The organism is Rhodomicrobium lacus (genome assembly GCF_003992725.1).
In the GTDB taxonomy this organism is placed as follows: Bacteria; Pseudomonadota; Alphaproteobacteria; order Rhizobiales; family Rhodomicrobiaceae; genus Rhodomicrobium; species Rhodomicrobium lacus.
The window spans coordinates 502,384-523,861 of record NZ_RZNF01000002.1; the positions used below are offsets into that span (position 1 = coordinate 502,384).

Consider the following 21,478-nt stretch of genomic DNA (forward strand, 5'->3'; position numbering starts at 1 on the left):
AATGTATACACTGACACATAGCGGTGCTGTTCGCCGCGATGATGGAGCCGCGATACCAGCCGATGAGGCGAATTCGGACTGGCAGCGCTATCAGGAGTGGCTGGCGGCGGGGAACACGCCCGCCCCAACGCCCGAAATCCCGGAGCCGGTGCCGTCGAGCGTCTCGCCGCTGCAGCTCGTTCGCGCGCTGCGGCGGGCGGGCCTCAAGGAGGCGTTCGAGGCGGCGCTCGCGGCGAACTCTGAGGCGAGCGAGGATTTCGCTCTCGCCCGCGAGATCGAGCGAGACGACCCGATGGTTGCCTCAGTAGCGAGCGCACTCGGCAAGAGCGCGGTCGAGGTCGACAACATCTTCCGGCTTGCCGCGACGCTCTAAGCGATATCGTGGAATGCGCGGCGCGCGCGCCTCGTTTACACCGTGTCAACTCGGACTATTGGAGTCGACACATGACGACGGACTTTCTGCACGGCGTTGAGGTTATCGAGATTGACGACGGCCCGCGCCCGGTTCGCACCGTCCGCTCGTCCGTTATCGGCATCGTCGGCACCGCCGAAAATGCCAAACTTTCCGAATTCCCGCTCGACACCCCGGTGCAGATCGCGGGCTCGCGCGCCAAGGCTGCGCTCCTCGATACGGTCGGAACTGGACTTGGAACGTTGCCCGGTGCGCTCGACCAGATCTTCGACCAGATCGGCGCGGTTGTCGTCGTCATCCGCGTCGCCGAAGGCGATGATGGCGACGAGACGGTAGCGAACGTCATCGGCGGCGTTGCGCCCGATGGTTCTTACAAGGGCGTGCACGCGCTGCTCGGCGCTCAGTCTCGTCTCGGTGTCACCCCGCGCATTCTGATCGCGCCTGGCTTCACCGGCGACCGGCCGGTCGGCGTGGACCGCATCCAGCTTTCGAACGGCGGCGCGAATTATACGCACGCGACCGTCACGCTCACGGGCGGGGGCGGCACGGGCGCCGAAGCCGAAGCCGTCATTTCCGGCGGCATCATCACATCCATCGTGGTCACCAAGCCGGGGCGCGGCTACACGAACGCGCCTGCTGTGGCCATCGCGGGCGACGGCGCGGGCGCGGCCGCAACGGCCGTCACCGGCCCGTCTGCAAACCCGGTTGTCGCCGAACTCGTCGGCATCGCCGAGCGTCTGCGCGCGGTGGTCATCGCTGACGGCCCGAACACCACCGATGAAGCGGCCGTTCAGTACGCGGGCGACTTCGGGTCGAAGCGCGTCTATCTGGTCGATCCGTTCGTCAAGGTTCAGCGCGCCACGAACATCGTCAACGTGCCGACGAGCGCCTGTGTGGCGGGCCTCATCGCTAAGAGCGACAATGATCGGGGCTTCTGGTGGTCGCCGTCGAACCAGAATATCAACGGCATCCTCGGCACCGCACGGCCTATCGACTTCGCTCTTAGCGATGCGAATAGCCGCGCGAACCTCCTCAACGAGATGAAGGTCGCGACCGTCATTCGCGAGGACGGCTACCGGCTGTGGGGCAACCGCACGCTTTCATCCGACGCCAAATACGCTTTCTTGGCCGTGGTTCGCACCGCCGACATGATCAACGATTCCATCCTGCGCGCGCATCTGTGGGCGGTCGACCGGGGTATCACGAAGACCTACTTCGATGACGTGTCCGAAAGCGTTCGCGCCTACCTCCGCACGCTCACATCGCTCGGTGCCATCCTCGGCGGCGATTGCTGGCCCAACCCGGATTTGAACACGCCCGACAGCATCTCTGATGGACACGCTGTCTTCGACTTCGACTTCACGCCGCCCTATCCGGCCGAGCGCGTCACGTTCCGCTCGCACCTTGTCAACGACTACCTCGAGGATCTGGTGTAATGGCTCTCATCGCTCTCCCGCGCCAGCTGAAGAACTTCAACCTCTATGTCGATGGCGAGTCCTTTGCTGGCAAGGCGGACACCATCACGCTTCCAGCCCTTAACTTCGTGGTCGAGAAGCACCGCGCAGGCGGCATGGATGCGCCGCGCGGCATCGAGCTCGGCATGGAAGAGCTGAAGCTCTCCTTCGTCATCTCGGACCTCGGCCCGCAGATGCTTTCCTTGCTCGGCAAGGATGGCGTGGCGGTGGTCGCGCGCGGCTCCGTGCAGGCGCAAGGCTCTGACGCGGAGCCGGTGGTCATCAATATGCGCGGGCTGTTTCGCGGGCTGGAAAGCTCCGCCTGGACGCTCGGAGCGAAGAGCTCGCGCACCGTGAACGTCGACCTCAGCTACTTCCGCTACCGCCAGAAGGATGTCGAGTACTGCGAAATCGACATCGACAACATGATCCGCACCATCGGCGGCGTGGATCAACTGGCGGCGCATCGCACGAACATCGGACTGTAGAGGAAGCCATGGCAGCACCGGCCAAAGAGACGATCTACAAACTCCTCGTGCCCGTCACGTTCGAGGGCAGCGAGCGCACCGAAATCAAGCTGCGCCGCGTCAAGGCGCGCGACATCCGCGATCTCGAGCGCGAGGACGCTGGCAGCGCGCAGACGTTCTTTCTGATCTCGCGGTTGTCCGGCTGGCCGCCCGAGGGCGTCGAGGAAATGGACGCCGCCGATATCGAGGGGGTTGCGACGATCATCGAGGGTTTTATCGGGAAGAAGCGGCCTCGGCGCTGAGTTGGGAAGCCGCCTCAAGCTTGATTGCGGATCTCGCGACCGTCTTTCACTGGCCCTTGTCCGAACTGCTCGAACTGACCCCGCAGGAACTTCTTTTCTGGCGGGGCCTCGCGGAAGAAAGAGTGAAGGCGAAGTAAGATGGCCGCGAACGTAGCTGAAGCCCAAGTCAAACTGACGCTCCTCGATGGCGTGTCGGCGGGCATCCAGCGCATTCAGGAGCGCTTCGCTTCGCTGTCGCGCGCCATCGGCCTCGACCGCGTGACGGCAGCCGCCCGCCGCCTCGGCGAGGCGCTCGCCCGCGTGCGTGACGGCTTCGGCCAGAGCATGGGGCGGCTCAGCGCCTTCATCGCGGCGCTCGGCCTGGGCGGTGGCGGCGCGATCGCGGCAGCCACATCGCTTGGCAAGCATGTCTCCGCCCTGTCCGAAGACTTCGACAAGCTCTCCAAGGCGGCGGGCATAAGCGCCGAGGTGCTTCAAGAACTTCAATATGCCGGTCGCAAGAGCGGCGTCGACACTGGGTTGATGGCCGCGAGCCTGAAGGATCTGCGCCGCCGCGCGCTCGAATTCGTGGAGACGGGCGAAGGCGCGGGCGCCGAAGCGTTCAAGAAGCTCGGATACCGCGCCGGCGAGTTGAAGGCGAAGATGCAGACGCCGGCCGCGCTCTTCTCGGAGATCATCGAACGCATCGGCAAGCTGAAGGAGATGGACCGCATCAAGGTTGTGGAAGGGCTCTTCGGCGGCGAAGAAATGCTGAAGATGATCGGCCTGACGGCCGCACAGATCCGTGAGCTTCGCGTCGAAGCGCGCGAAAGCGGGACCATCCTTGGCAACGACGTCGTGGCCTTTTCTGCCGTCTATCGCGAGAACCTCGACGCGCTTGAGCGCCGCCTGGAATCGTTCCGCAACCGCCTCGGCGCGCAGCTGCTGCCCGTGCTCAACGACGCGGCGGAATCCTCTCTGAAATGGCTCGAAGCGAACCGCAAGCTCATCCAGACAAAAATCGAAGAATGGGCGGGGAAGATCACGCGCGTCGTGCGCGATCTCCTTAATCCCTCCTCCGATCTGCGCCAGCGCATTGCGGCGATTGGCGATGAGTTCATGCGCTGGGCGCAGCGGATCCAGCCCGTAATCGACTTCCTCGGCGGGCCGCTGAACGCGGCCATGATCGCCGTTGGGGTGTATATTGCCGGTCCGTTCGTGGGCTCGCTGGCGCTTGCGGTGGCTGGCGTTATTCAGCTCTCATCAGCGCTTCTGATGACGCCGGTCGGCTGGTTCCTGATCGGCATCACGGCCATCGCTGGCGCTGCCTATGTGCTCTACCAGAAATGGGACGCGTTCGTCGCCTACTGGGACAACCTCTGGACCCGAGCGACGTCCGGTTTCGAGCAGGGCTTCATCGTCGGTGTGTTGAAGCTGCTCCATGGGTTCAACCCGCTCGTGCACATCGCCCGCGGCATCGACGCGGTGATCGAATACTTCACGGGCGTGTCCTTGATCGACGCGGGCTCGAAGCTCATCGATTCCCTGTGGGAAGGGATGAAGGCGGGCTGGGCGCGCATCGAGAACTGGCTCCGCGAGAAAGTGTCGGCACTCACTGCCTGGATGCCGGACTGGATCACGGGTGGCGATACGAAGGTGGAAACGCCAGCCGCGCCTTCAGTCGTACCGCCTGCATTTGTCGCCCCCGCGCCGGAAGGGCGAGGGGCGGACTGGGCACCCGATTGGGTGAAACGCCCGCCGGAGTGGCTCAGCCCGCTGCCTGAGAGCCGTGCGTCGACCATGACAGCGCCGAAGGTTCCGACTGTTCCGTTCGGGCAATCTCGCCAAGTCGAAACGCAGACGGTTCAAGCCGGGACGGTGCAAGCGCAGAAGCTGACGATCCCCGAGCCTCTCGTCGTCCACAAGCCGCAAAGCATCGATGCGTCGGTGCACGTCGGCGCGATCAACGTGCAGGGCGGTTCCGGCACTCCTGCCGAGATGCAGGCCGCGATCCGTTCCGCGCTCGCCGCTCAGGCCGCGCAGCAGCGCGCCGCTGTTCAATCGCATCTTTCGGATTGAGGGAGGCGATATGGCAGCGATCATGATGGGCCTCGGTCCTTACCGCTTCTCGATAGACACGGCGGCGTACACGAACCTGCAGCGCACCGATGAATATCGCTGGGAAAGCCAGGAGCGCATCGGCCGCCATCCGGCGATGCAGTTCATCGGGCAGGGCCACACGACAATCCGGCTTGAAGGGACCGTCTATCCCACGTGGAAGGGCGGGGCCCGGCAGATCGACGCCATGCGCTCCGCCGCGTCGAAGGGGACGCCTCACGTGCTGGTGTCCGGCGCCGGGAAGATCTTCGGCCGCTTCGTCATCATGAACGTGGAGGAGACGCAAACCCACTTCTTCGCCGACGGCACGCCGCGCAAGCAGGAGTTCAAGCTCGAAATCAAAAGCTACGGCGAGGATGGGGGCTTGTGATGACCGACACGTACCTCACCAAAAACGGCGACATGATCGATGAGATTTGCTGGCGCTACTACGAGAAGGGTCAGCAAGCCCTCGCGGTCGAGCGCGTCTACGAGGCCAACCGTCGCCTCGCCGTGCTGGGGCCGAAGCTCCCGGCCGGGACGCTCGTGATCCTGCCGGATCTGCCGCGCCCTGCCGCCACACCCATCATCAGGATATGGGGGTAGCGATGCAGCTGATCTGCGAGATCATCAGCAACGGCGAGAATATCTTCGACAGGCTCGCCGACCGCCTCATGTCCGTGGAGGTGCACGACGAAGCCGAGGACAAGAGCGACCGCGTCAGCATCAAGCTCGATGACCGCGCGCGCTTCCTCGATGGCGCCTTGGTGGAAATCCCGCTTGTCGGAACGACGATCGAGGTGCTGCTCGGATACAAGGACGGCGTCAAAGCCCACATGGGCACATACCTCATTGACGACATCTCGGTCGAGAGCCCGCCGCGCACGCTCACGGTGACCGGACGCGCGGCGAAGATGCCGAAGAGCTACCGCACGCCTCGCACGCAGTCCTACCACCAGAAGACCATCGCCGCGATCATGAAGGAGGTGGCCGAGCGAAGCGGCTACGAGCCGAAGGTTGACCCGGCCCTTGCTCGTATCGTCGTTCGCCACATCGACCAGCACAACGAAAGCGACATGGCCTTCGCAACGCGCCTTGCGGGGCTGCATGACGGTGTTGCTCGCCCTGTCGACGGAAAGCTCGCGGTCGCGAAGAAGGGCACCGGCAAGAGCGTGACGGGCGCTGAACTGCCCGTTGTGACGCTCACGGAATCGATGTGCTCGCAATGGCGTTTCCAGTACAGCGCCCGCGACGAAGCGGGCGAGGCCGCCGGCATGGGCGGGAGCGGGGGCACCGATCAGAAGGTGGCGGGCGACAGCCGCTTGCCGCCGTCCGATCAGCTGGACGGTGGCGACACCATCAACCTGCCGAGCGACACCCCTGCCGTCGGTGAAAAGGGCGGCGTGCGCGCGCATTGGCACGACATCCGGACGAGCGAGCGCAAGGCTGTCACCATCGGCAAGGCGCCCTATCACGACCTGCGCTACACGCACCACAACGAGGCCGAAGCGAAGGCCGCCGTCTCGGCCTACAAGAACAAGTCCAGTCGCGGGAAGGCGGGCTTCTCCTGCCAGGTGGGCGGCGAACCGACGATCCGGGCCGAGGCGAAGCTCGTTCTGGCGAGCTTCCGCGCCTACATCCCGGAGCTTTGGCGCATCAAGAGCTGCACGCACCGCTTCGAGCCTGGCGGCGGCTACACGACGAACATCACGGCCGAACTCTTCGACGAAAAGCAGGAAGACGCGGCCGGCAACGTCTCCAAAACCAAGCCGTCCAAAGACGACAAGATTGATCCGAACGCGCCACCGGAACCGACCGGCGGCGACCCCATCAACTTGCCGAAATGAGGGGAAACATGACCATGAAGCCATCACAAGCGTGCATCGATTTCATCAAGAGCTTCGAGAGCTTCTACGCAAACGCGTATCTTTGCCCGGCGAACGTGCCGACCATCGGTTGGGGCACCACGAAATGGGATCTCACGAGGCCGGTGAAGCTTGGCGAAAAGATCACGCGGGCCGAAGCGGAGCGACAGCTCAGGCTTGAGGTGGATCGCGTGGCCGCCGCTGTGAACGCCGCGGTGCGGGTTCCGCTCAGCCAGAACCAGTTCGATGCGCTCGTGTCGTGGGGCTATAACGTCGGCACCGGCTGGATTACGGGGCGGCGTGGAAGCAAGCAAGCCTCGTTCATCAAGGCCCTGAACAAAGGCGACTACGACGCCCCCGTCAGAGATCTGCCGAAGTTCAGCCGGACGACCGGCGGCAAGCAACTTTCTGGCCTATCCCGCCGGCGGCGCGAGGAAGTCAAGATGTGGCAGTCTGGCGCCATCGCATCGGGCCGCGTCGCGGATGAGAGCGACGACGCCTCCGAAGGCTACGTAAGCCGGCCGACCACCGCTCCTTACTTTGACGCGCGGTTCCGCCAGGTGCAGGCTCGGCTCCGCGCGCTCGGCTATCCTGTCGGCGCTGTCGACGGTCTTCACGGGCGAGCTTCCGCGCGCGGCATCGCTGCTTTCCAGCGCGACCATGGCCTCGAGGGCGATGCAGGCGTTTGGTACGAGCGCTACGACGATACGCTCGACACCGCGCAGTCTGTCATCCCCGCAGAACGATCCGCCACGAAGACGCGACAGCTTACGGCCACGGATCCGCTCGCGAAGAAGCTCTCATGGGTGGAGAAGATCCTCATGTGGCTCGGCCTAGGCGGAGGCGCGGCGGCCTCTCTGCCGGACGCGGCGAGCCAAGCCACCGGCACGTTCTCTGCGCTGAATGGCGTATGGCAGATAATCGCCGACAACAAGGCGCTCATCATCGTGGCGGGCTTCATTCTCGCCGCCTTGCTGATCCGGTGGGTTCTGACAGAGCTGAGGGACGCCTACCGCAATAACGACTACCAGGGCGCCATCCCTTCGGATGAGGTGCGCCAATGATCGCCATCGCGAAAGCGCTCCCGTGGCTGTTGCCGATCCTTGGCGCGGCCAGCACCTGGCTCGGCAAGCTCAACGGACTGTCGTGGCTTGGCCTTCCCATCGGCCAGATCGTCCTCGTGCTCGTCACCTTCGCGACGAACGTCCTCTATTTGTTTCTTCAGGTGCTCGCGGGATGGGCTCAGGATCCGCAGGGGCGAAAGCTCCTCTTGTGCATGGGGCTTGCTATCGGCGCGTTCTTCACGTGGCAGCACGTGGACGAAACCGCTCATCAGCGCGGCTTTGAGGCCGGTCAGATCAAGGAGCGGCAGGTGCAGGCGCAGAAGAAGGCGCCCGTCCAGAACCGCCGCACACAGAGGTAACCATGCAGGAAGTGACCCTGCCTCTCACGATCCTCCTCACGCTCATAACCGCCATCTGTTCGGTGGCGGCTGCCTGGGCGCTGACCAAGAGGACGGCAGAAGCGGCGAAGGAAACAGCCGACGCGGCCAACAAGAAAGCGGGCGAGCTCGAAAGGCAACTGGCCGAATTCAAGATCGAAGCCGCCAAAAGGTTTGCGACCGACGAGACGCTCGCCGGCGTCCGCTCCGAGGTCGTGGAGGCGATCAACCGGCTGGCGGATCGCCTCGACCGTGTGATCGAGGGGCGGCGGAGGTGGTTTTCATAAAGTCGCGCGCGAGCCGCTTTTTAGTTCGCCTGCTATGAAAGCTATTAGGACAGAGTTAACAATCGAAAGCTGGGGGCGCCCACACCCGGGAACAAAGCCGCCTAACAATCATTAAATCTCGCTGATTTTTCTGGAAAGAAAGCCGTCATGAAAACGCGTGAGGAATTAGAAGAAGAAAACGAACAACTCCGCAATGCAAGCCATGCCGTCTATGAAAAAGGCTTTAACGGAGCGAAAGCACGGCTAGACAAAGAAATCGTCCGACTAAAAGACGCGTTTGACGCCGCCCAGAAGGTGAGCAACGCGCGAATTCATAATCTTGAGCGTCGTCTTAAATACATTCGCAAAATGACGAATTTTGAAAATCACTAACCGAAGCGGCACTATGCCGGGCTGCTCATTCTCTTCTGCTCATGGGTTTGCCTTCCCTTTGCTTCGCGCACTCTGCGCAGCATTTTTATCCGCGCGCTTGTCGCATCCGTCTCTACAGAGTTCAGACTTGGATCGAGCGAACACGACGGCGCGAAATTGTCGGGTTAAAAAGGGAGTCCGGTCTCGTCCTGCTCAATGATAGCGAAGCGTCAAATTGGGGTTAGGCTGGCCTCACTTTTCGGCGCGCATGAGCGGCATCGCGATCGAGCATCTAAGACCCGCAGACGCGAACTCCAGACGAACGTCACTTCCTGTTTCGAACGAGAGGCCGTCTTCAATCAGTTCAGACCCGAATCCAGACCGCGTCGGCGGCTTCACCGGCGGCCCCCCAATCTCGACCCATTGAATCCGCGCGACCTCTTCCGCCCCGCTCCTGTCGACGCTCCAGGTGACCTCAACCCTGCCTGACTTGGTGGAAAGCGCGCCATATTTCGCGGCATTCGTCGTCAGTTCATGAACAGCCATCCCGAGCATTTGGGCTTGCCCAGGTGTCAAGTTCACGCTCTCGCCATCGAGCGTAAAGCGTGGGTTATCGCAGTCTTGATCGTAGGGCGAGAGCTCCGAAGCGAAGATGCGTCGCAAGGAAGCGCCCTTCCAATGGCTCTCGGTAAGAAGATTGTGCGTTTTCGAAAGCGCCATAAGACGAGACTGGAAGGCGTCGGCGAACTCGGCAAGGGTCGTCGCGTGTCTCGCGGTTTCTCTCGAAATCGCAGCCACAGTCGCAAGAGTGTTTTTGGTTCGATGATCCAGTTCTTTCATTAGCAGGTCTCGCTGCCGTTCCGAGCGAACCGTTTCGCTAACGTCTCGCGCCACGATCGATGCGGCGCCGATGCTGCCATCCGCGTTGCGCACGGGAGAGACGGTTATCGACATAGGGATGTGTCTTCCGTCTTTCGCCGCGAGCAGGGTTTCAAGGCACTTGACCGCCTCGCCAGTCTTCACCCTCTCCAGAACGCCGGGTATCTCGTCCTTCTCACCCGGGGCGACGAGGGTGGAAAGCGGCTTACCCACTATCTCCTCCGCAGTGTAGTAGAAAATCTTCTCCGCACCCGTGTTCCAGCTGGAAATTATGCCATCAAGCGAATGGCCGATGATCGCGTCATCCGAGGATTCGACAATCGCGGCCAGGAACGCAAGGGTTTCCTGATGGCGCTTTTGTTCGAAAATGTCGACGAACGTGATAACGACCCCATCAACGACACCATTGAGTGTCCGATATGGCCTTACGCGCATCAGGAACGTTGTCCCGTTATCGGGCATGTGAACCTCGCGCTCCACAACGGACAGCGCCGCCAGGGCGCGCCGAACATCCGCTTCGATGGCGTGATAGCTAAGACGGCTGGCGATCTCTATAACGGGGCGTCCCCGGTCGGCTTCGCGCAGGTGGAAAAGTTTCGTGCAAGCGGCCGTAAAAGTGCGCACGCATAAATCGTTGTCGAGGAACAGGATGGCGATGTCCGTGCTTTCCAGCAAATTTTGAAGATCGCTGTTCAATCGATGCAAAATGGTGTTTTTTTCGCTGAGTTCGTTATTTACGGTTTGCAGCTCCTCGTTGATCGACTGCATTTCCTCTTTTGATGACTCCAACTCTTCGTTGGAGGATTGCAGTTCCTCATTGAGAGACTGATATTCGTCGTTCGCAGATTTCAGGTCTTCATTCGCCTGCTCCGCCTCGTCGAGAGCCGCCTGAAGGCGTACCCTGATGGCCCTTAGTTCGGCTTCGAGTTCTCGACTGCCACTGCTCCGGTCTTCCTTGTCGCGTGCTTCCGCCGGCTCTTTCAGTGTCTCTATTTCCTGAAAAATGACGATGTAGTGCGAGGCCTGACCCACGCCAGGAAGAACCGGCTCCACAATGAGGTTTATGGAATCGCTCTTGCCTGCAATTTCAATCGGGACGTTCTCTTGCACCGCCCTGAACCCTGTCGCTGCTGCTTTTTGCAGTAGAGAGCGAACCGCCGGACGCAGAGCATTCTGGATGAGATTGAAGAGGTTAAAGCTGGCGGCACCCGGCTGCGGATCGAGATATTTTCCGGTTTGTCCCGAAAAACTGATCACCTGATGTTTCTGGTCGATGAGAAGATGGGCCGGAGCATATCTCTCCATCACACGCCGCGCGCCTCTTTCGATGCCGCTTTCCACTGCAGGCCGATTAGGTGCGCCAGCCGCAGAGGCGATCATGCCTCTCGACGCAGCGGACGACAAGGGCAGACTCGGCAGCGCAGCGGGAGTGTCGTTGCGTCGCGCGAAAAGACGATGTTTCTTGTCTGCCTCGGTAAAGAAATGCTCCTGCCGGGCGATACTTTCGGATGGCCCGAGAAAGAGATAACCGCTCGAACGAAGTGCATAATGGAAGATCGGGATAAGTCGGTCTTGCAGCGCTGTATCGAGATAGATCAGGAGATTTCGACAGGAAATCAGATCGAGTTTGGAGAAGGGCGGATCGCGAAGCACGTTGTGAACCGAGAAAACGATGGTTTCCCGGAGCTCCGGCGAGACGGCATAATGATCGCACTCGCGAACGAACCACCGTTGGAGCCGTTGCGGCGAGACGGAGTCCAGCAGCGCGCGTGGGTATCGTCCGGCGCGGGCGTGCGCTATCGCACGATCGTCGATGTCGGTCGCAAAGATCATAATTTTCGGGGCGGAGGGCAGCTTTGCGACGGCTTCCATCAAAAGGATGGCGATCGAATAGGCTTCCTCACCCGTGGCGCATCCCGCGACCCAGACACGCACCTGATCGTCGACGCCTTTGCCCGCAACGAGACCCGGTATGACTTTCGTCTCCAGCGCCTCGAAGGCGGCTGGATCGCGAAAGAATTGAGTGACCCCGATCAGGAGATCGCGAAACAATAATTCAAGTTCTTTTGGATTGCCTTGCAGTTCTTTGAGATAGTCCTCTATGCTATCAAGGTGCAGTACAAGCATGCGCCGCTGAATACGTCGCACGAAAGTTTTTTCCTTGTACTCTGAAAAATCATGGCCGACCGCGTTGCGAAGCAACGCGGCTATCTCAAGCAGATGCTTGGCTGCATCTTCACGGATGCCTTCGGCATTCTTGTGCGCCTTCGCCTTCACGAGATGATGTTTATATTCGAGCAGTTTCGCCGGAATGTCCTTCACCTGCAAGACATAATCGACGAAGCCTGTCGCCGCCGCGCTGCGCGGCATGCCAAGCTTGGCCTGATGTTCGACTTCGCCCTGTGCGATCGTGAGGCCGCCGTGTTCCTTGATCGAGACCAACCCGAGAGAGCCGTCGCTTCCGGTTCCGGAGAGGATCACGCAAACGGCATTCTCGCCCTGATCGCGAGCGAGGGAAAACATGAACGTATCGATCGGGCGGCGAATCCCACGTGGCGGCGCAGGTTTAATAACGACAAAACGTCCATTCGCGACGGTGAGGGTGGCGTTTGAAGGGATGACGAACACCTGGTTCGGCAGGACTTCGCTTCCGTCCACCGCCTCTGTCACAGGCATGGCGGTGGTCTTGCCCAGAATGTCTGCAAGCATGCTTTTGTGGTCGGGGGCAAGGTGCTGAACAAGCACGAAGACCATGCCGCTGTCGGACGGCATATTTTCGAAGAAGGTTTTGAACGCCTCCAGGCCGCCGACCGACGCCCCTACGCCGACGATGAGGGACGACGAGTTCTTGGCGAACCGTGGAGCGTGAAGGGAGTTGGTTTCCTCAGAGATCAATGAAGCCTTGTCTGAGGCGCCTGGGCCTTTTGCGCGGCGCGGCTTGTTCGCTGTCACGATATTTTGCCCTAGTTATTGGTTAAGATAGCGGCGCATAGATCAAGTTGATATTTATTATGATCCATAACCTTGTTGCATGCAAACAAGAGTAATCTTGAAGCCACTGCTATGGACGTTTCGTGAGCATAAAATTGTTATGTCACGACCAAGGTATGATTCAACCCTTTTCATCTTGGGCTGTGTAATTGGATTGTTGCGGCTTCTGGTTGATCTGGTCTTCCGTAGCAACAAGAAGCGTGTCTTCCCCGAAACATTCTTCATGTCGTTCTCAGCCTCTTCCGGGCTACCTCAGAACGAGGTCTATGGACCCCGTCCGGAGATAAGTCTCTATCTCCGGACGGTCATGCGTCCTTCGTCGCCGGTCGCCGGTGCAGGCATTCGGTGAGATTAGCCAGACTTGCCTCAGCCGCCGCTGCGCGGTGAAGGGCTTCTTGAAGTTCGGTCCGCCCGCCTTCGAACGGGAAGCGACGCACTGCGGCTTCGTTCTGTTCGATGTAGGAGAGCAGCCGCATGTCATCGTCGTCGGCACGCATTGGCACCGAGAGGCGTGGTTTGCTGGCGGGCGGAAGTTTCTCTCGGTCGCGACGAAACGAGCCGGAGATAAGCCGCAGCGCGATTTCGCGGGCCTCGCGGTGGGAGACGACAGTAGGCTTTTCCATAGGCATCAAAGTTTGCATACTGTAAACCTTCAGAGCGAAGAAAAAGCGAGCATAGTCGGCGCCCGCTTTCAGGTTGCCGTGCGCTGGGTGCCCATGAATTGGCGGACTTCCTCAACATCCCAGTAGCGGCGCTTGCGAATATAATACGGCTTCGGAAAGCCGAGGCATTCGGTTCGTAGCCAACGGTAGAGCGTTGAGTCTGAGACGTTGCCGCAAATCTCTCGGACGCGGGCGGAGGTGATCAGGTTCCCCTTTGGTGGGTTGGACATATCTGCCTCATATTGTATCGTTCCATTGCAAATAGATGTGACAAGGTTTGCCATATGTCAACGATTATCCGTGGAGCGGCGCGACATTTGCCATAGACGGCGCTACGCCTTCCACCTCGGCGACATGCTTCGCCCATAGGGCGAGCGCAGCCTTCTTCTCAGCGAAGTAGGCGTGGCGATTGTAGATCCCAGCGACACCAGCCTTCGCGCCCGACACGTGGTTCAGCACAGCTTCGATGACGTGAGGCTGCACGCCGAGGCCTGCCATGCCTGTGGCCGTCGAGCGGCGCAGGTCATGCCATGTCCAACGAGGGAGGGCCTGAATCTTCTCCGGGTCTTCCCCGAGTTCGGCGGCTTCCTTGCGCGCGATGGCGAGCATGGCCGCGTCGAGTCGCTCCTTGGCGTCGGAAAAAGCAACAAGGGGGGTGCCTCCGGTGACCGTGAACGCGAGCCCGTGCTCGCCAATGCGAGGCATGTCCGCCAGCATCTTAGCGGCGTCGCGGGGCAGGGGAAGAAGTAACGGGCGGCCGTTCTTTGTGCGTTCGCCGGGGATTTCCCAGCGCGGATCGGCCGTGTCGAGCCCGGTGAACTCCACCCATGGTGCGGATGCCACCTCGTTGCGACGCGCTCCGGTATAGATCAATAAACGTACAAACTCACGCCAAGGAGTTCCCAAGGCACTCGAGGCAGCGAGCACGGCGCCGAGTTCATCGTCGCTGAGAACGCGCTCACGCGATGATCGAGGGGAGGGGGGTCTAAGCTTCTCGAAAGGTGAATGTTCGTAGCCCGGCAGATCACGGGCGAGCGCCCAGGAGAAGAGCGCGCGTGCCTTGGCAAATACTTGGTTTGCTGTCGCCGCGTGCCCGCGTTCCATCAGCGGGTCGGTAAGCCGCAATATGTCTCTTCGGGTGACGCTTTCAATTCGGCGGCCGCCCCATGCCTTCACCACATGCTGGCGCAAGGTGCGCTCGACCTCGGCCCCTGACTTCAATTTGCGGACGTGGCGCTGGACGTAGGCGTCGACCACATTTTCTATCAGGTTCGCCGATGCCCGCCTCTCCTCCATGGCCGCAAGGCGGGTGGCCCGTTCTGCTTTTTTCTGCTCTGCCGGTTCGACGCCTTGGCGGACGAGCTTCATGGCGTTGCGAGCTCGTTCCCGGGCTTCCGTCAATGATAGGTCAGAGCACGGCCCGAGCGTCACCTTTCCGAAGCGCTTTCCGAATCGATAACGCACCACGAACGATTTCGAGCCGGATGGACGCACTACGATGCGGAGACCCGATTCCACGTCGCTGAGCTCGTAGGCTTTATCTTTCGGTTTGAGCGCGGTGATTGCTGTCGCTGTGAGTTTGATGGCCATGCTTCCGCCGTGTACCTAGCCATCCAAGGTGCACTCTAAGGTAAACATTTATCCCGGCTAGGTCGGTGCCGTCAGCCATACCATAACCGGCTATCGCGGCTCAATAACGATGATATTGCAGGATAATTTGTGACCATTAGCGGAATGCATGAAACAAAACGAAATCCGCCCCTTCCTCTCGCGGGGAGAAAGGGGCGGCAGCCCAGCCGGCTAATCGGGTCGCTCCGCGCAACGCGCGGCGGTGCGAAATCTATTTGATCGGATCGCCGTCATCGTCCGGCCCTTCATCCCCGTCCGAGTCGTAGGCGGGCGGGGGAGGGGGCGTAACATCCCGATAACGCTCGCCGCCGAAGCGTTCCTCGCGGGAGAAGCGGTCGTAACCGCTGTAATAGCTGTAGTCGCGGCGCGGCGACGAATAAGGCAGGTTCGCGATCACGACGCGGCGGCATTCGGAATTCAGGCTCTCGATGCGGTCGCCGAGGCATTCCACGATCTTTCCGCCGCCGGGCTGAACGCCGTTGCAGAAGCGGCGATAGTCCGGCATGCACACTTCAATGGCATAGGCGAACTTGATCGCCTTGAGGCAGCCGGGATTGAGCTGCGCCTCGTTGTCGAGCAGACAGCGGCCAACCCGGCCCTCGCCGGGAAGAACATCGGAACAAAGCCGATGATAATCGGGCCGACAGGTCTGCATGACGCTGTCGAGAATTTCGGGCGGCAGGTCGGCTGCGGCGGCCGCCGATGAGCCGGCAACCAGACCGGCGAGAAACACGTATTTTGCGGGCTTGAACATCGAAGTCTCCGGGCGCGCGCGCCTCAACCGGCGCGAGCGAATCTGAGCGTAATGAATGCCAGAAAATTCCGGCTGGAATTCGCCGTAACGAAGGCTAAACGTGTTGGCGGCGGTGCGAAGGCGCAACGGACTGTAACGGGATGTAACGCGTGCTGAATGGCCGTTCATGATCCCGTGCCATGCCGCGTGACGGATGCGAAAGAGGCGCGCTGCCGGCGTTGCAGGGCCACACCGGCCGGGCGTCCACTTCCCGACAACGCACGCGCTATCGGCGGGCCGGCTCGGGCGAAGACCTGCGCGACATGACACCCGACAAACCTTGACTTCTGGGGATAATCCGGCTTGGCTGAAGGCCCTCCTTCACGATTTCAAGGTCTTTCATGTCAGTGCGTATTCTTCCGGCGGCCGTGGCTGCGTTTTTCGGCTGCGGTCTGGCGAGTGCCGCCGCCGCCGACCTGACGATCGTCATCGACGGGCTTCGGTCCGACAGGGGCGAGGTCAAGCTCTGCGTTTTCTCGGCCGAGACATCCAACAAGGCCGTTTTTCCCGATTGTGTCACGGGGCGGCCGGTGAAGCAGGGCAGCGCCATCATTCGCGGCGGCAGGGTCGTGGTGACGTACAGCGGCCTAAAGCCGGGCGTCTACGCGGTGGCGTCCATTCACGATGAGAACGGCGACGGCAAGCTCGACACCAATATTGTCGGCATCCCGACCGAGGGCATCGGCGTTTCTAACAACCCGATGCTCTACGGCAAGCCGGAATTCGCCAAAAGCGCCTTTGAAATCGCGGGCGACACGCGCGTCGCAATCACCGCAAAATATTTCTTCTAATTGAGCAATTCGACATTTGAGACCTGGTTGCTGCTGCTTTCGCTCAAATGTCGAATTCAAAAGCTCCACCGGTTGCCAGGGTTCTTTCGATTCCGACATTTGCTCGCCAGCGTGCTGCAAACGGATGCAAACGTCGGAATTCCACCAGGCGCATCCGCATTGATCGACTCAATCGGCGGGCAGCACCGTCAGACGCCACGCCCTGAAACCGCGCGGAGGAGCGCCAGGCGGTTTTTTTGCTGCGCCGCCGCCTACTGAGAGGCCGCCTTTTCTTCGGCACGGTTTTTGACGAGCGACAGCCCGATCGATCCGAAGATCAGAAGCGCCGTAACGCCAAGCGCCCATTCGGTCGGGATGTCCGGCAATTCTTCGGGATAGTTGAAGATCATCTTGATGCCGATGAACACAAGCGTGAGGGAGAGCCCGTATTTCAGATAGCGGAACTTGTCCACCATCCCGCGCAGCGCAAAGAACAGGGCGCGAAGGCCGAGGATCGCGAACACGTTTGAAGTGTAGACGATGAACGGGTCCCGCGTGATCGCGAAGATCGCCGGGATCGAATCGAGGGCGAAGACGATATCGGTGATGTTCAGCACGATGAGCACAAGAAACAGCGGCGTTGCCACGCGCTTGCCGGTGCCGGAGAGCCGAACGAAGAACCGTTCGCCGTGATATTCGGTCGTCATTGGCAGCACGCGCCGTGTCCATCTCACGATGCGGCTGTTTTCGAGGTCGACGGCCTCCTCGCCGGACGCCATCGTCTTGAAGCCGGTATAGACGAGGAACGCGCCGAGGAAGAGCACGGTGAAGTGGAAGTTTTCGATCAGCGCATAGCCCGCGAGAATGAACGCCCCGCGCAGCACGAGAGCGGCGAGAATACCCCACAGGAGCACCCGCATCTGCAAATGCGACGGCACCTGAAAATAGGTAAAGATGATGACGAACACCAGAATGTTGTCCATCGACAGGGCGTATTCGATGAAGTAGCCGGTCAGGAATTCGACCGCTTTCTGGTTGCCGAACTCGAAATAGATCCAGGCGTTGAAGCAGAGCGCGAGCGCGATATAGCCCGCGGTCATGATCAACGCCTCCCGCACGGGAATAGCGCGCGCCTTCCTGTGGAACAGGCCGAGATCGGCGGCGAGGATCGTGAGAATGAGGGCCGTGAATCCAAGCCACGCCCAGATGGAATGCTCTTCAAACATCGAAACGAGGATCCTTTAATAAGGGCACGCGTTCACGGTTGCTTCAGTTCGTCTTATCCGAGAAGCGCTTAAGCGACGCCTGACTGCCGTCCGGATCGCGGATTGAGGGCCTGCAAAATCGCGGCGGTCGGACGAGACGAACGGGGCGAACAAATCCGCGAGACACCGATTAACACGGCGGTCGTCTTGTCGCTCCCTGAATTGGGTGCCGCGATGGTGACCTTCCAGTTCCACCGCGACCTATCCAGACCATGGGATGAATAAGGCTGGAAATCGGCTGAATTGTGGTCAATTAGTGGCGGGGCCAAAAACCAGAACGGCGTTGAGCCCTCCGAAGGCAAAGGAGTTGGACATTGTGTAGCCGAGAGCGCGATGGCGTCCTTCGTTCGGCACATAGTCGAGGTCGCAGCCTTCGCCCGGTTCATCGAGCCCGATGGTTGCCGGAATGAAGCCGTCCCGCATCGCCTGCACGCAGACCACCGCTTCCAGGCCTCCGCCCGCACCGAGGCAATGGCCGTGCATCGATTTCGTTGAAGACACCGCGAGGCTGTCCGCATGCGCGCCGAAAACCTTGCGAATGGCGCGCGTTTCGTTGATGTCGTTCGCGGCCGTGGCGGTGCCGTGGGCGTTGAGATAGTCGATGTCGCCCGGCGAGAGCCTCGCGTCGTCGAGCGCGATCTGCATCGCCCGCGTCGGACCTTCGATATCGGGGTTGACCATGTCGGCGGCGTCGGAGGTCATGCCGAAGCCCAGCACTTCGCCGAGCACCGCCGCGCCGCGCGCTCTCGCATGCTCCAGGTCTTCGAGCAGGAGGATGCCCGCGCCCTCGGCGATCACCGTGCCGTTGCGCCGACTGGAAAAGGGGAAGCATCCTTCCGGCGAAAGCACGCGCATCGCTTGCCAGGCCCGCATGCAGCCGTAATTGAGCGACGCCTCCGACGCGCCCGCGACCGCCACATTCACCAGGCCGGAGCGGATCATCTGGAAGGCGAGGCCGATCGCATGCGCCGCCGTCGAGCAGGCGCTGACCGTGCCGAACACCGGCCCCGTAATGCCGTGCTCGATGCTGATATGCGCGGGCGACGAACTGCTGATAGTCTTCAGGAGCGTGAGAGGGTGCGTCGCCTTCTTTTTATGAACGAAGATGTCTTCGTATGCCTTTTCCTGTGTCGTAAGCCCGCCCCCGCCGGACCCGACGATGCATGCTGCCCGTTCGCCGAGCGGACCTTCAAGCCCGGACTGGCGCACGGCCTCCCACGCGGCAGCGCAGGCGTATTGGGTGAAGCGGTCGGAAAGCTGCGCGCCCCGGCTCTTGCATAGCTCGCGCGCATCGAAGTTTTTCACCTCGCCGCCGATGGTGATGTAAAGGTCTTGCAACGGGAAACCGGCCAGCGGCGCGATGCCGTTCTCGCCTGCCTTGATCGCGTCCCAGAATTTCTCCACGCCCGTGCCGAGAGCCGAGACGACGCCCGTCCCCGTGATCGCCACGCGGCGACCGCTATTCCTCTCGCTCATTCGGGACTCCCCCAGGACTGACAGATGGGCGGGAGCGCGGCCCGGTCCGGCCGCGCTGGGCCGTCAAGCCGCCGCGCCCGACGCGTTCTGCGATGCGAGCACCGCCGTGACCTTGTCGACCACCGAGCCGACCGTGGCGAAATCTGCCACTTCCTCGTTGGCGTTGTATGGAATTTGAATTCCGAAAGTATCCTCGATATCGAAAACGATAACGGCAAGATCCAGCGACTCGATTTCAAGATCGGTCAGCCTGGTGTCGAGGGTTATCTCTTTCTCCGGATGGCGCATGTTCTTGCGCAGGATTGCTATGATTTTTTCGGCGACGTCGTCCATTCGAGGCTCCCTGGCGGAACCGCAATTCATGCTGCGGTTTCGATTCCTTATGGCGCGTCGGGAACGATTAGCGGCAATCCGGGGTCAAGTCCAGTGAACTCGCGGCGGGGGCGGTCCGGGCTGGGGAAATATGGATCGCCCCGTGTAGAGCGAGCGGCGTGCTGTCGATGTCGCAGAGATGAACGTTCGCCGTTGGTAGGCATTTCGGCCTCATTACTTAGATGATACCGTACGCGTCGAAAAAATAAGAAAACGCATGTTGTCAGGGGATGGAAACGGCCATGGACGGGCACGATCAACCGCATATTTTGGAAACGAACGACAAGGAAATTCAGGAGGAATCGACGGCGACGTCTCGGGCGTGGCTTCGATCCTATCCGCCGGGAGTAGACTGGTTTGAAGCCTTCGAACCGAAGCCCCTGCCGGTTACGCTCGAAGAGACGGTGGCGCGCTTTCCAGACAAGCCAGCCTCGTGGTTCTTCGGAAAGACGATGACCTACGCCGAACTCGGCGCGGCCGTCGACCGCGCAACCAAGGGGCTGCAAAGCCTCGGCGTTCGCGAAGGAACGCGCGTGGGCCTGCTTTTTCCGAACTGTCCGGCCTTCGTCATCTTCTATTATGCGACGCTGAAGGCGGGCGGCACCGTTGTGAGCCTCAACCCGCTTTATACGGTGCCGGAACTCGCCCATCAGGTTAAGGACGCGGGCGCGAACATCGTGGTGACGGCAGATCTCGCGGCCACGCTTCCGAAGGCGAAGTCGCTCGTCGATAAGGGGACGCTCGAAACGGTGGTCGTCGCCTCATTCAAGAAGATGTTGCCGGGGTTGAAGGGCTTCCTCTTCGGTCTCTTCAAGGGCAAGGAGCTTGCGAAGTGGACGCCCGGCAAGGGTATCGTCTCGGCGCAGGACTTGTTGAACAACGATGGCAATTACGACCGCCGCGCCATCGACGTGCAATCCGTCGCGGCGCTTCAATATACGGGGGGCACGACGGGCACCCCGAAAGGCGCGATGCTCACCCATGCGAACCTCTCGGTCAACGTGCAGCAGGCGGCCGCCTGGTTTCCGGGCCTCGCCATCCCCGGTGAAGAGCGCTTTTTCTGCGTGATCCCGTTCTTTCATTCGTTTGCGATGACGGGCCTCATGAATTTCGCGATCCTCAAGGGCGCGCAGATGATCATGCTGCCGCGCTTTGAACTGAAACTCGCTCTGAAGACCATCGACCAGACGAAGCCCACCATCATGGCGGGCGTGCCGACGCTGTTCAACGCCATGGCAAAGGTGCCGGACATCAAGGATCACGATCTTTCGTCGCTGAAGTTCTGCATTTCCGGCGGCGCGGCGCTTCCGCTCGAAGTGCGCCGCGATTTCGAACGCGTGTCCGGATGCGGCCTCGTGGAGGGCTACGGCCTGTCGGAAACCTCGCCCGTCACGCATATCAATCCGCTGAACGGTCCCAAAAAGGAATGCTCCATCGGCCTGCCGGTGCCCGGTACCGAGATGTCGCTCAGAAAGCTCGGCGATCCGAAAGAGGAAGTGCCGCTCGGTGAAAAAGGCGAGATCTGCATTCGCGGCCCGCAGGTTATGAAAGGCTACTGGAACAAGCCGAAGGAAACGGCCGACACCTTCGTCGGCGATTTTTTCCGCACCGGCGATGTCGCCTATATGGATGAGGACGGCTTCACCTACATCGTCGACCGCATCAAGGATCTGATCATCTGTTCCGGTTTCAATGTCTATCCGAGGCGCATCGAGGAGGCGATCTACGAGCACCCCGCGGTGGACGAGGTGACCGTGATCGGCGTGCCGGACAAGTATCGCGGCGAAGCGCCGAAGGCGTTCGTGAAACTGCGCGAAGGCCAGCAGGTCACAAAGGAAGAAATGCTCGATTTCCTGAAAGAGCGCATTTCAAAGATCGAGCTTCCAGCCGACATCGAATTCCGCGCCGAACTGCCGAAGACGCTGATCGGCAAGCTCTCGAAGAAGGAGCTGAAGGCGGAGGAGGTTGCGAAGCCGCATTGACGGG

The 21,478-nt window shown here is 60.9% G+C and carries 22 protein-coding genes; 15 read left to right on the top strand and 7 right to left on the bottom strand.

What is annotated here, in order from left to right; all coding sequences use genetic code 11:
* Position 1: 1 nt before the first annotated feature.
* The 13 genes from EK416_RS03155 (at position 2) to EK416_RS03215 (ending at position 8,676) form a co-directional block, all read left to right on the top strand.
* Complete coding sequence (locus EK416_RS03155; RefSeq protein WP_127076020.1) at positions 2 to 373, top strand: hypothetical protein; 372 nt, start codon at positions 2 to 4, stop codon at positions 371 to 373.
* Positions 374 to 444: 71 nt separating this feature from the next.
* A complete protein-coding gene (locus EK416_RS03160) occupies positions 445 to 1,848 on the top strand; it encodes a phage tail sheath subtilisin-like domain-containing protein (protein WP_127076021.1) in 1,404 nt (467 codons plus the stop codon).
* Complete coding sequence (locus EK416_RS03165; protein WP_127076022.1) at positions 1,848 to 2,354, top strand: phage major tail tube protein; 507 nt, start codon at positions 1,848 to 1,850, stop codon at positions 2,352 to 2,354. The genes EK416_RS03160 and EK416_RS03165 overlap by 1 nt, the downstream gene beginning before the upstream one ends.
* 8 nt (positions 2,355 to 2,362) lie before the next feature.
* Entirely contained in the window at positions 2,363 to 2,635 is a 273-nt protein-coding gene (locus EK416_RS03170; RefSeq protein WP_127076023.1) for a phage tail assembly protein, read from the top strand.
* Between the two features lie 20 nt (positions 2,636 to 2,655).
* The gene (locus tag EK416_RS03175; RefSeq protein WP_245433920.1) at positions 2,656 to 2,772 is read left to right on the top strand and encodes a GpE family phage tail protein; all 117 of its coding nucleotides are present in this window, start codon (positions 2,656 to 2,658) and stop codon (positions 2,770 to 2,772) included.
* Between the two features lies 1 nt (position 2,773).
* On the top strand, positions 2,774 to 4,693 hold the full coding sequence (locus EK416_RS03180) for a phage tail tape measure protein (protein WP_127076024.1): 1,920 nt from the start codon (positions 2,774 to 2,776) through the stop codon (positions 4,691 to 4,693).
* A 10-nt stretch (positions 4,694 to 4,703) separates the two neighbouring features.
* Positions 4,704 to 5,102, top strand: coding sequence for a phage tail protein (locus EK416_RS03185; protein WP_127076025.1), 399 nt, complete (start codon positions 4,704 to 4,706; stop codon positions 5,100 to 5,102).
* Positions 5,102 to 5,317 (top strand): tail protein X, encoded by a 216-nt coding sequence (locus EK416_RS03190; RefSeq protein ID WP_127076026.1) that lies wholly within the window; start codon positions 5,102 to 5,104, stop codon positions 5,315 to 5,317. The genes EK416_RS03185 and EK416_RS03190 overlap by 1 nt, the downstream gene beginning before the upstream one ends.
* Positions 5,318 to 5,319: 2 nt before the next feature.
* On the top strand, positions 5,320 to 6,558 hold the full coding sequence (locus EK416_RS03195) for a phage late control D family protein (RefSeq protein ID WP_127076027.1): 1,239 nt from the start codon (positions 5,320 to 5,322) through the stop codon (positions 6,556 to 6,558).
* Positions 6,559 to 6,572: 14 nt separating this feature from the next.
* On the top strand, positions 6,573 to 7,640 hold the full coding sequence (locus EK416_RS03200) for a glycoside hydrolase family protein (protein WP_164729829.1): 1,068 nt from the start codon (positions 6,573 to 6,575) through the stop codon (positions 7,638 to 7,640).
* Complete coding sequence (locus EK416_RS03205) at positions 7,637 to 7,999, top strand: hypothetical protein (RefSeq protein WP_127076029.1); 363 nt, start codon at positions 7,637 to 7,639, stop codon at positions 7,997 to 7,999. The genes EK416_RS03200 and EK416_RS03205 overlap by 4 nt, the downstream gene beginning before the upstream one ends.
* Before the next feature lie 2 nt (positions 8,000 to 8,001).
* Positions 8,002 to 8,304 carry a hypothetical protein gene (locus tag EK416_RS03210; protein ID WP_127076030.1) on the top strand — a complete coding sequence of 101 codons (303 nt, stop codon included), beginning with the start codon at positions 8,002 to 8,004 and terminating at the stop codon, positions 8,302 to 8,304.
* A gap of 147 nt (positions 8,305 to 8,451) precedes the next feature.
* Entirely contained in the window at positions 8,452 to 8,676 is a 225-nt protein-coding gene (locus EK416_RS03215; RefSeq protein WP_127076031.1) for a hypothetical protein, read from the top strand.
* 231 nt (positions 8,677 to 8,907) lie between these two features.
* On the opposite strand, the gene EK416_RS03220 is transcribed toward EK416_RS03215, so the two are convergent.
* From EK416_RS03220 to EK416_RS03240, 4 genes are all read right to left on the bottom strand, one after another.
* Positions 8,908 to 12,486 carry a CheR family methyltransferase gene (locus EK416_RS03220; RefSeq protein WP_127076032.1) on the bottom strand — a complete coding sequence of 1,193 codons (3,579 nt, stop codon included), beginning with the start codon at positions 12,484 to 12,486 and terminating at the stop codon, positions 8,908 to 8,910.
* A gap of 344 nt (positions 12,487 to 12,830) precedes the next feature.
* Complete coding sequence (locus EK416_RS03225; RefSeq protein ID WP_127076033.1) at positions 12,831 to 13,148, bottom strand: hypothetical protein; 318 nt, start codon at positions 13,146 to 13,148, stop codon at positions 12,831 to 12,833.
* 333 nt (positions 13,149 to 13,481) lie between these two features.
* Positions 13,482 to 14,777, bottom strand: coding sequence for a tyrosine-type recombinase/integrase (locus EK416_RS03235; protein WP_127076035.1), 1,296 nt, complete (start codon positions 14,775 to 14,777; stop codon positions 13,482 to 13,484).
* 250 nt (positions 14,778 to 15,027) lie between these two features.
* Positions 15,028 to 15,570: a cysteine rich repeat-containing protein gene (locus EK416_RS03240; protein ID WP_127076036.1), complete on the bottom strand. Its 543-nt coding sequence runs from the start codon at positions 15,568 to 15,570 to the stop codon at positions 15,028 to 15,030.
* A gap of 380 nt (positions 15,571 to 15,950) precedes the next feature.
* Between EK416_RS03240 and EK416_RS03245 the strand changes: the two genes are divergently transcribed.
* Positions 15,951 to 16,400 (top strand): DUF2141 domain-containing protein, encoded by a 450-nt coding sequence (locus EK416_RS03245; protein ID WP_127076037.1) that lies wholly within the window; start codon positions 15,951 to 15,953, stop codon positions 16,398 to 16,400.
* Between the two features lie 251 nt (positions 16,401 to 16,651).
* Here EK416_RS03245 and EK416_RS03250 read toward each other — a convergent pair whose 3' ends face one another.
* From EK416_RS03250 to EK416_RS03260, 3 genes are all read right to left on the bottom strand, one after another.
* Positions 16,652 to 17,605, bottom strand: a complete 954-nt coding sequence (locus tag EK416_RS03250) for a TerC family protein (RefSeq protein ID WP_127076038.1) — start codon at positions 17,603 to 17,605, stop codon at positions 16,652 to 16,654.
* Positions 17,606 to 17,893: 288 nt separating this feature from the next.
* Positions 17,894 to 19,120 carry a beta-ketoacyl-[acyl-carrier-protein] synthase family protein gene (locus EK416_RS03255; protein WP_127076039.1) on the bottom strand — a complete coding sequence of 409 codons (1,227 nt, stop codon included), beginning with the start codon at positions 19,118 to 19,120 and terminating at the stop codon, positions 17,894 to 17,896.
* Between the two features lie 63 nt (positions 19,121 to 19,183).
* A complete protein-coding gene (locus EK416_RS03260) occupies positions 19,184 to 19,453 on the bottom strand; it encodes an acyl carrier protein (RefSeq protein WP_127076040.1) in 270 nt (89 codons plus the stop codon).
* A 281-nt stretch (positions 19,454 to 19,734) separates the two neighbouring features.
* Between EK416_RS03260 and EK416_RS03265 the strand changes: the two genes are divergently transcribed.
* Complete coding sequence (locus tag EK416_RS03265) at positions 19,735 to 21,474, top strand: long-chain-fatty-acid--CoA ligase (RefSeq protein ID WP_245433921.1); 1,740 nt, start codon at positions 19,735 to 19,737, stop codon at positions 21,472 to 21,474.
* The last annotated feature ends 4 nt before the right edge of the window (positions 21,475 to 21,478 follow it).

Bases quoted from the DNA above. Each gene is read 5' to 3' on its own strand.
- EK416_RS03205 (WP_127076029.1), top strand. From the start codon at position 7,637: ATGATCGCCATCGCGAAAGCGCTCCCGTGGCTGTTGCCGATCCTTGGC.
- EK416_RS03200 (WP_164729829.1), top strand. From the start codon at position 6,573: ATGAAGCCATCACAAGCGTGCATCGATTTCATCAAGAGCTTCGAGAGC.
- EK416_RS03160 (WP_127076021.1), top strand. From the start codon at position 445: ATGACGACGGACTTTCTGCACGGCGTTGAGGTTATCGAGATTGACGAC.
- EK416_RS03215 (WP_127076031.1), top strand. From the start codon at position 8,452: ATGAAAACGCGTGAGGAATTAGAAGAAGAAAACGAACAACTCCGCAAT.
- EK416_RS03235 (WP_127076035.1), bottom strand. From the start codon at position 14,777: ATGGCCATCAAACTCACAGCGACAGCAATCACCGCGCTCAAACCGAAA.
- EK416_RS03250 (WP_127076038.1), bottom strand. From the start codon at position 17,605: ATGTTTGAAGAGCATTCCATCTGGGCGTGGCTTGGATTCACGGCCCTC.
- EK416_RS03165 (WP_127076022.1), top strand. From the start codon at position 1,848: ATGGCTCTCATCGCTCTCCCGCGCCAGCTGAAGAACTTCAACCTCTAT.
- EK416_RS03245 (WP_127076037.1), top strand. From the start codon at position 15,951: ATGTCAGTGCGTATTCTTCCGGCGGCCGTGGCTGCGTTTTTCGGCTGC.
- EK416_RS03225 (WP_127076033.1), bottom strand. From the start codon at position 13,148: ATGGAAAAGCCTACTGTCGTCTCCCACCGCGAGGCCCGCGAAATCGCG.
- EK416_RS03185 (WP_127076025.1), top strand. From the start codon at position 4,704: ATGGCAGCGATCATGATGGGCCTCGGTCCTTACCGCTTCTCGATAGAC.
- EK416_RS03255 (WP_127076039.1), bottom strand. From the start codon at position 19,120: ATGAGCGAGAGGAATAGCGGTCGCCGCGTGGCGATCACGGGGACGGGC.
- EK416_RS03260 (WP_127076040.1), bottom strand. From the start codon at position 19,453: ATGGACGACGTCGCCGAAAAAATCATAGCAATCCTGCGCAAGAACATG.
- EK416_RS03240 (WP_127076036.1), bottom strand. From the start codon at position 15,570: ATGTTCAAGCCCGCAAAATACGTGTTTCTCGCCGGTCTGGTTGCCGGC.
- EK416_RS03180 (WP_127076024.1), top strand. From the start codon at position 2,774: ATGGCCGCGAACGTAGCTGAAGCCCAAGTCAAACTGACGCTCCTCGAT.
- EK416_RS03265 (WP_245433921.1), top strand. From the start codon at position 19,735: ATGGACGGGCACGATCAACCGCATATTTTGGAAACGAACGACAAGGAA.
- EK416_RS03195 (WP_127076027.1), top strand. From the start codon at position 5,320: ATGCAGCTGATCTGCGAGATCATCAGCAACGGCGAGAATATCTTCGAC.
- EK416_RS03170 (WP_127076023.1), top strand. From the start codon at position 2,363: ATGGCAGCACCGGCCAAAGAGACGATCTACAAACTCCTCGTGCCCGTC.
- EK416_RS03190 (WP_127076026.1), top strand. From the start codon at position 5,102: ATGACCGACACGTACCTCACCAAAAACGGCGACATGATCGATGAGATT.
- EK416_RS03155 (WP_127076020.1), top strand. From the start codon at position 2: ATGTATACACTGACACATAGCGGTGCTGTTCGCCGCGATGATGGAGCC.
- EK416_RS03210 (WP_127076030.1), top strand. From the start codon at position 8,002: ATGCAGGAAGTGACCCTGCCTCTCACGATCCTCCTCACGCTCATAACC.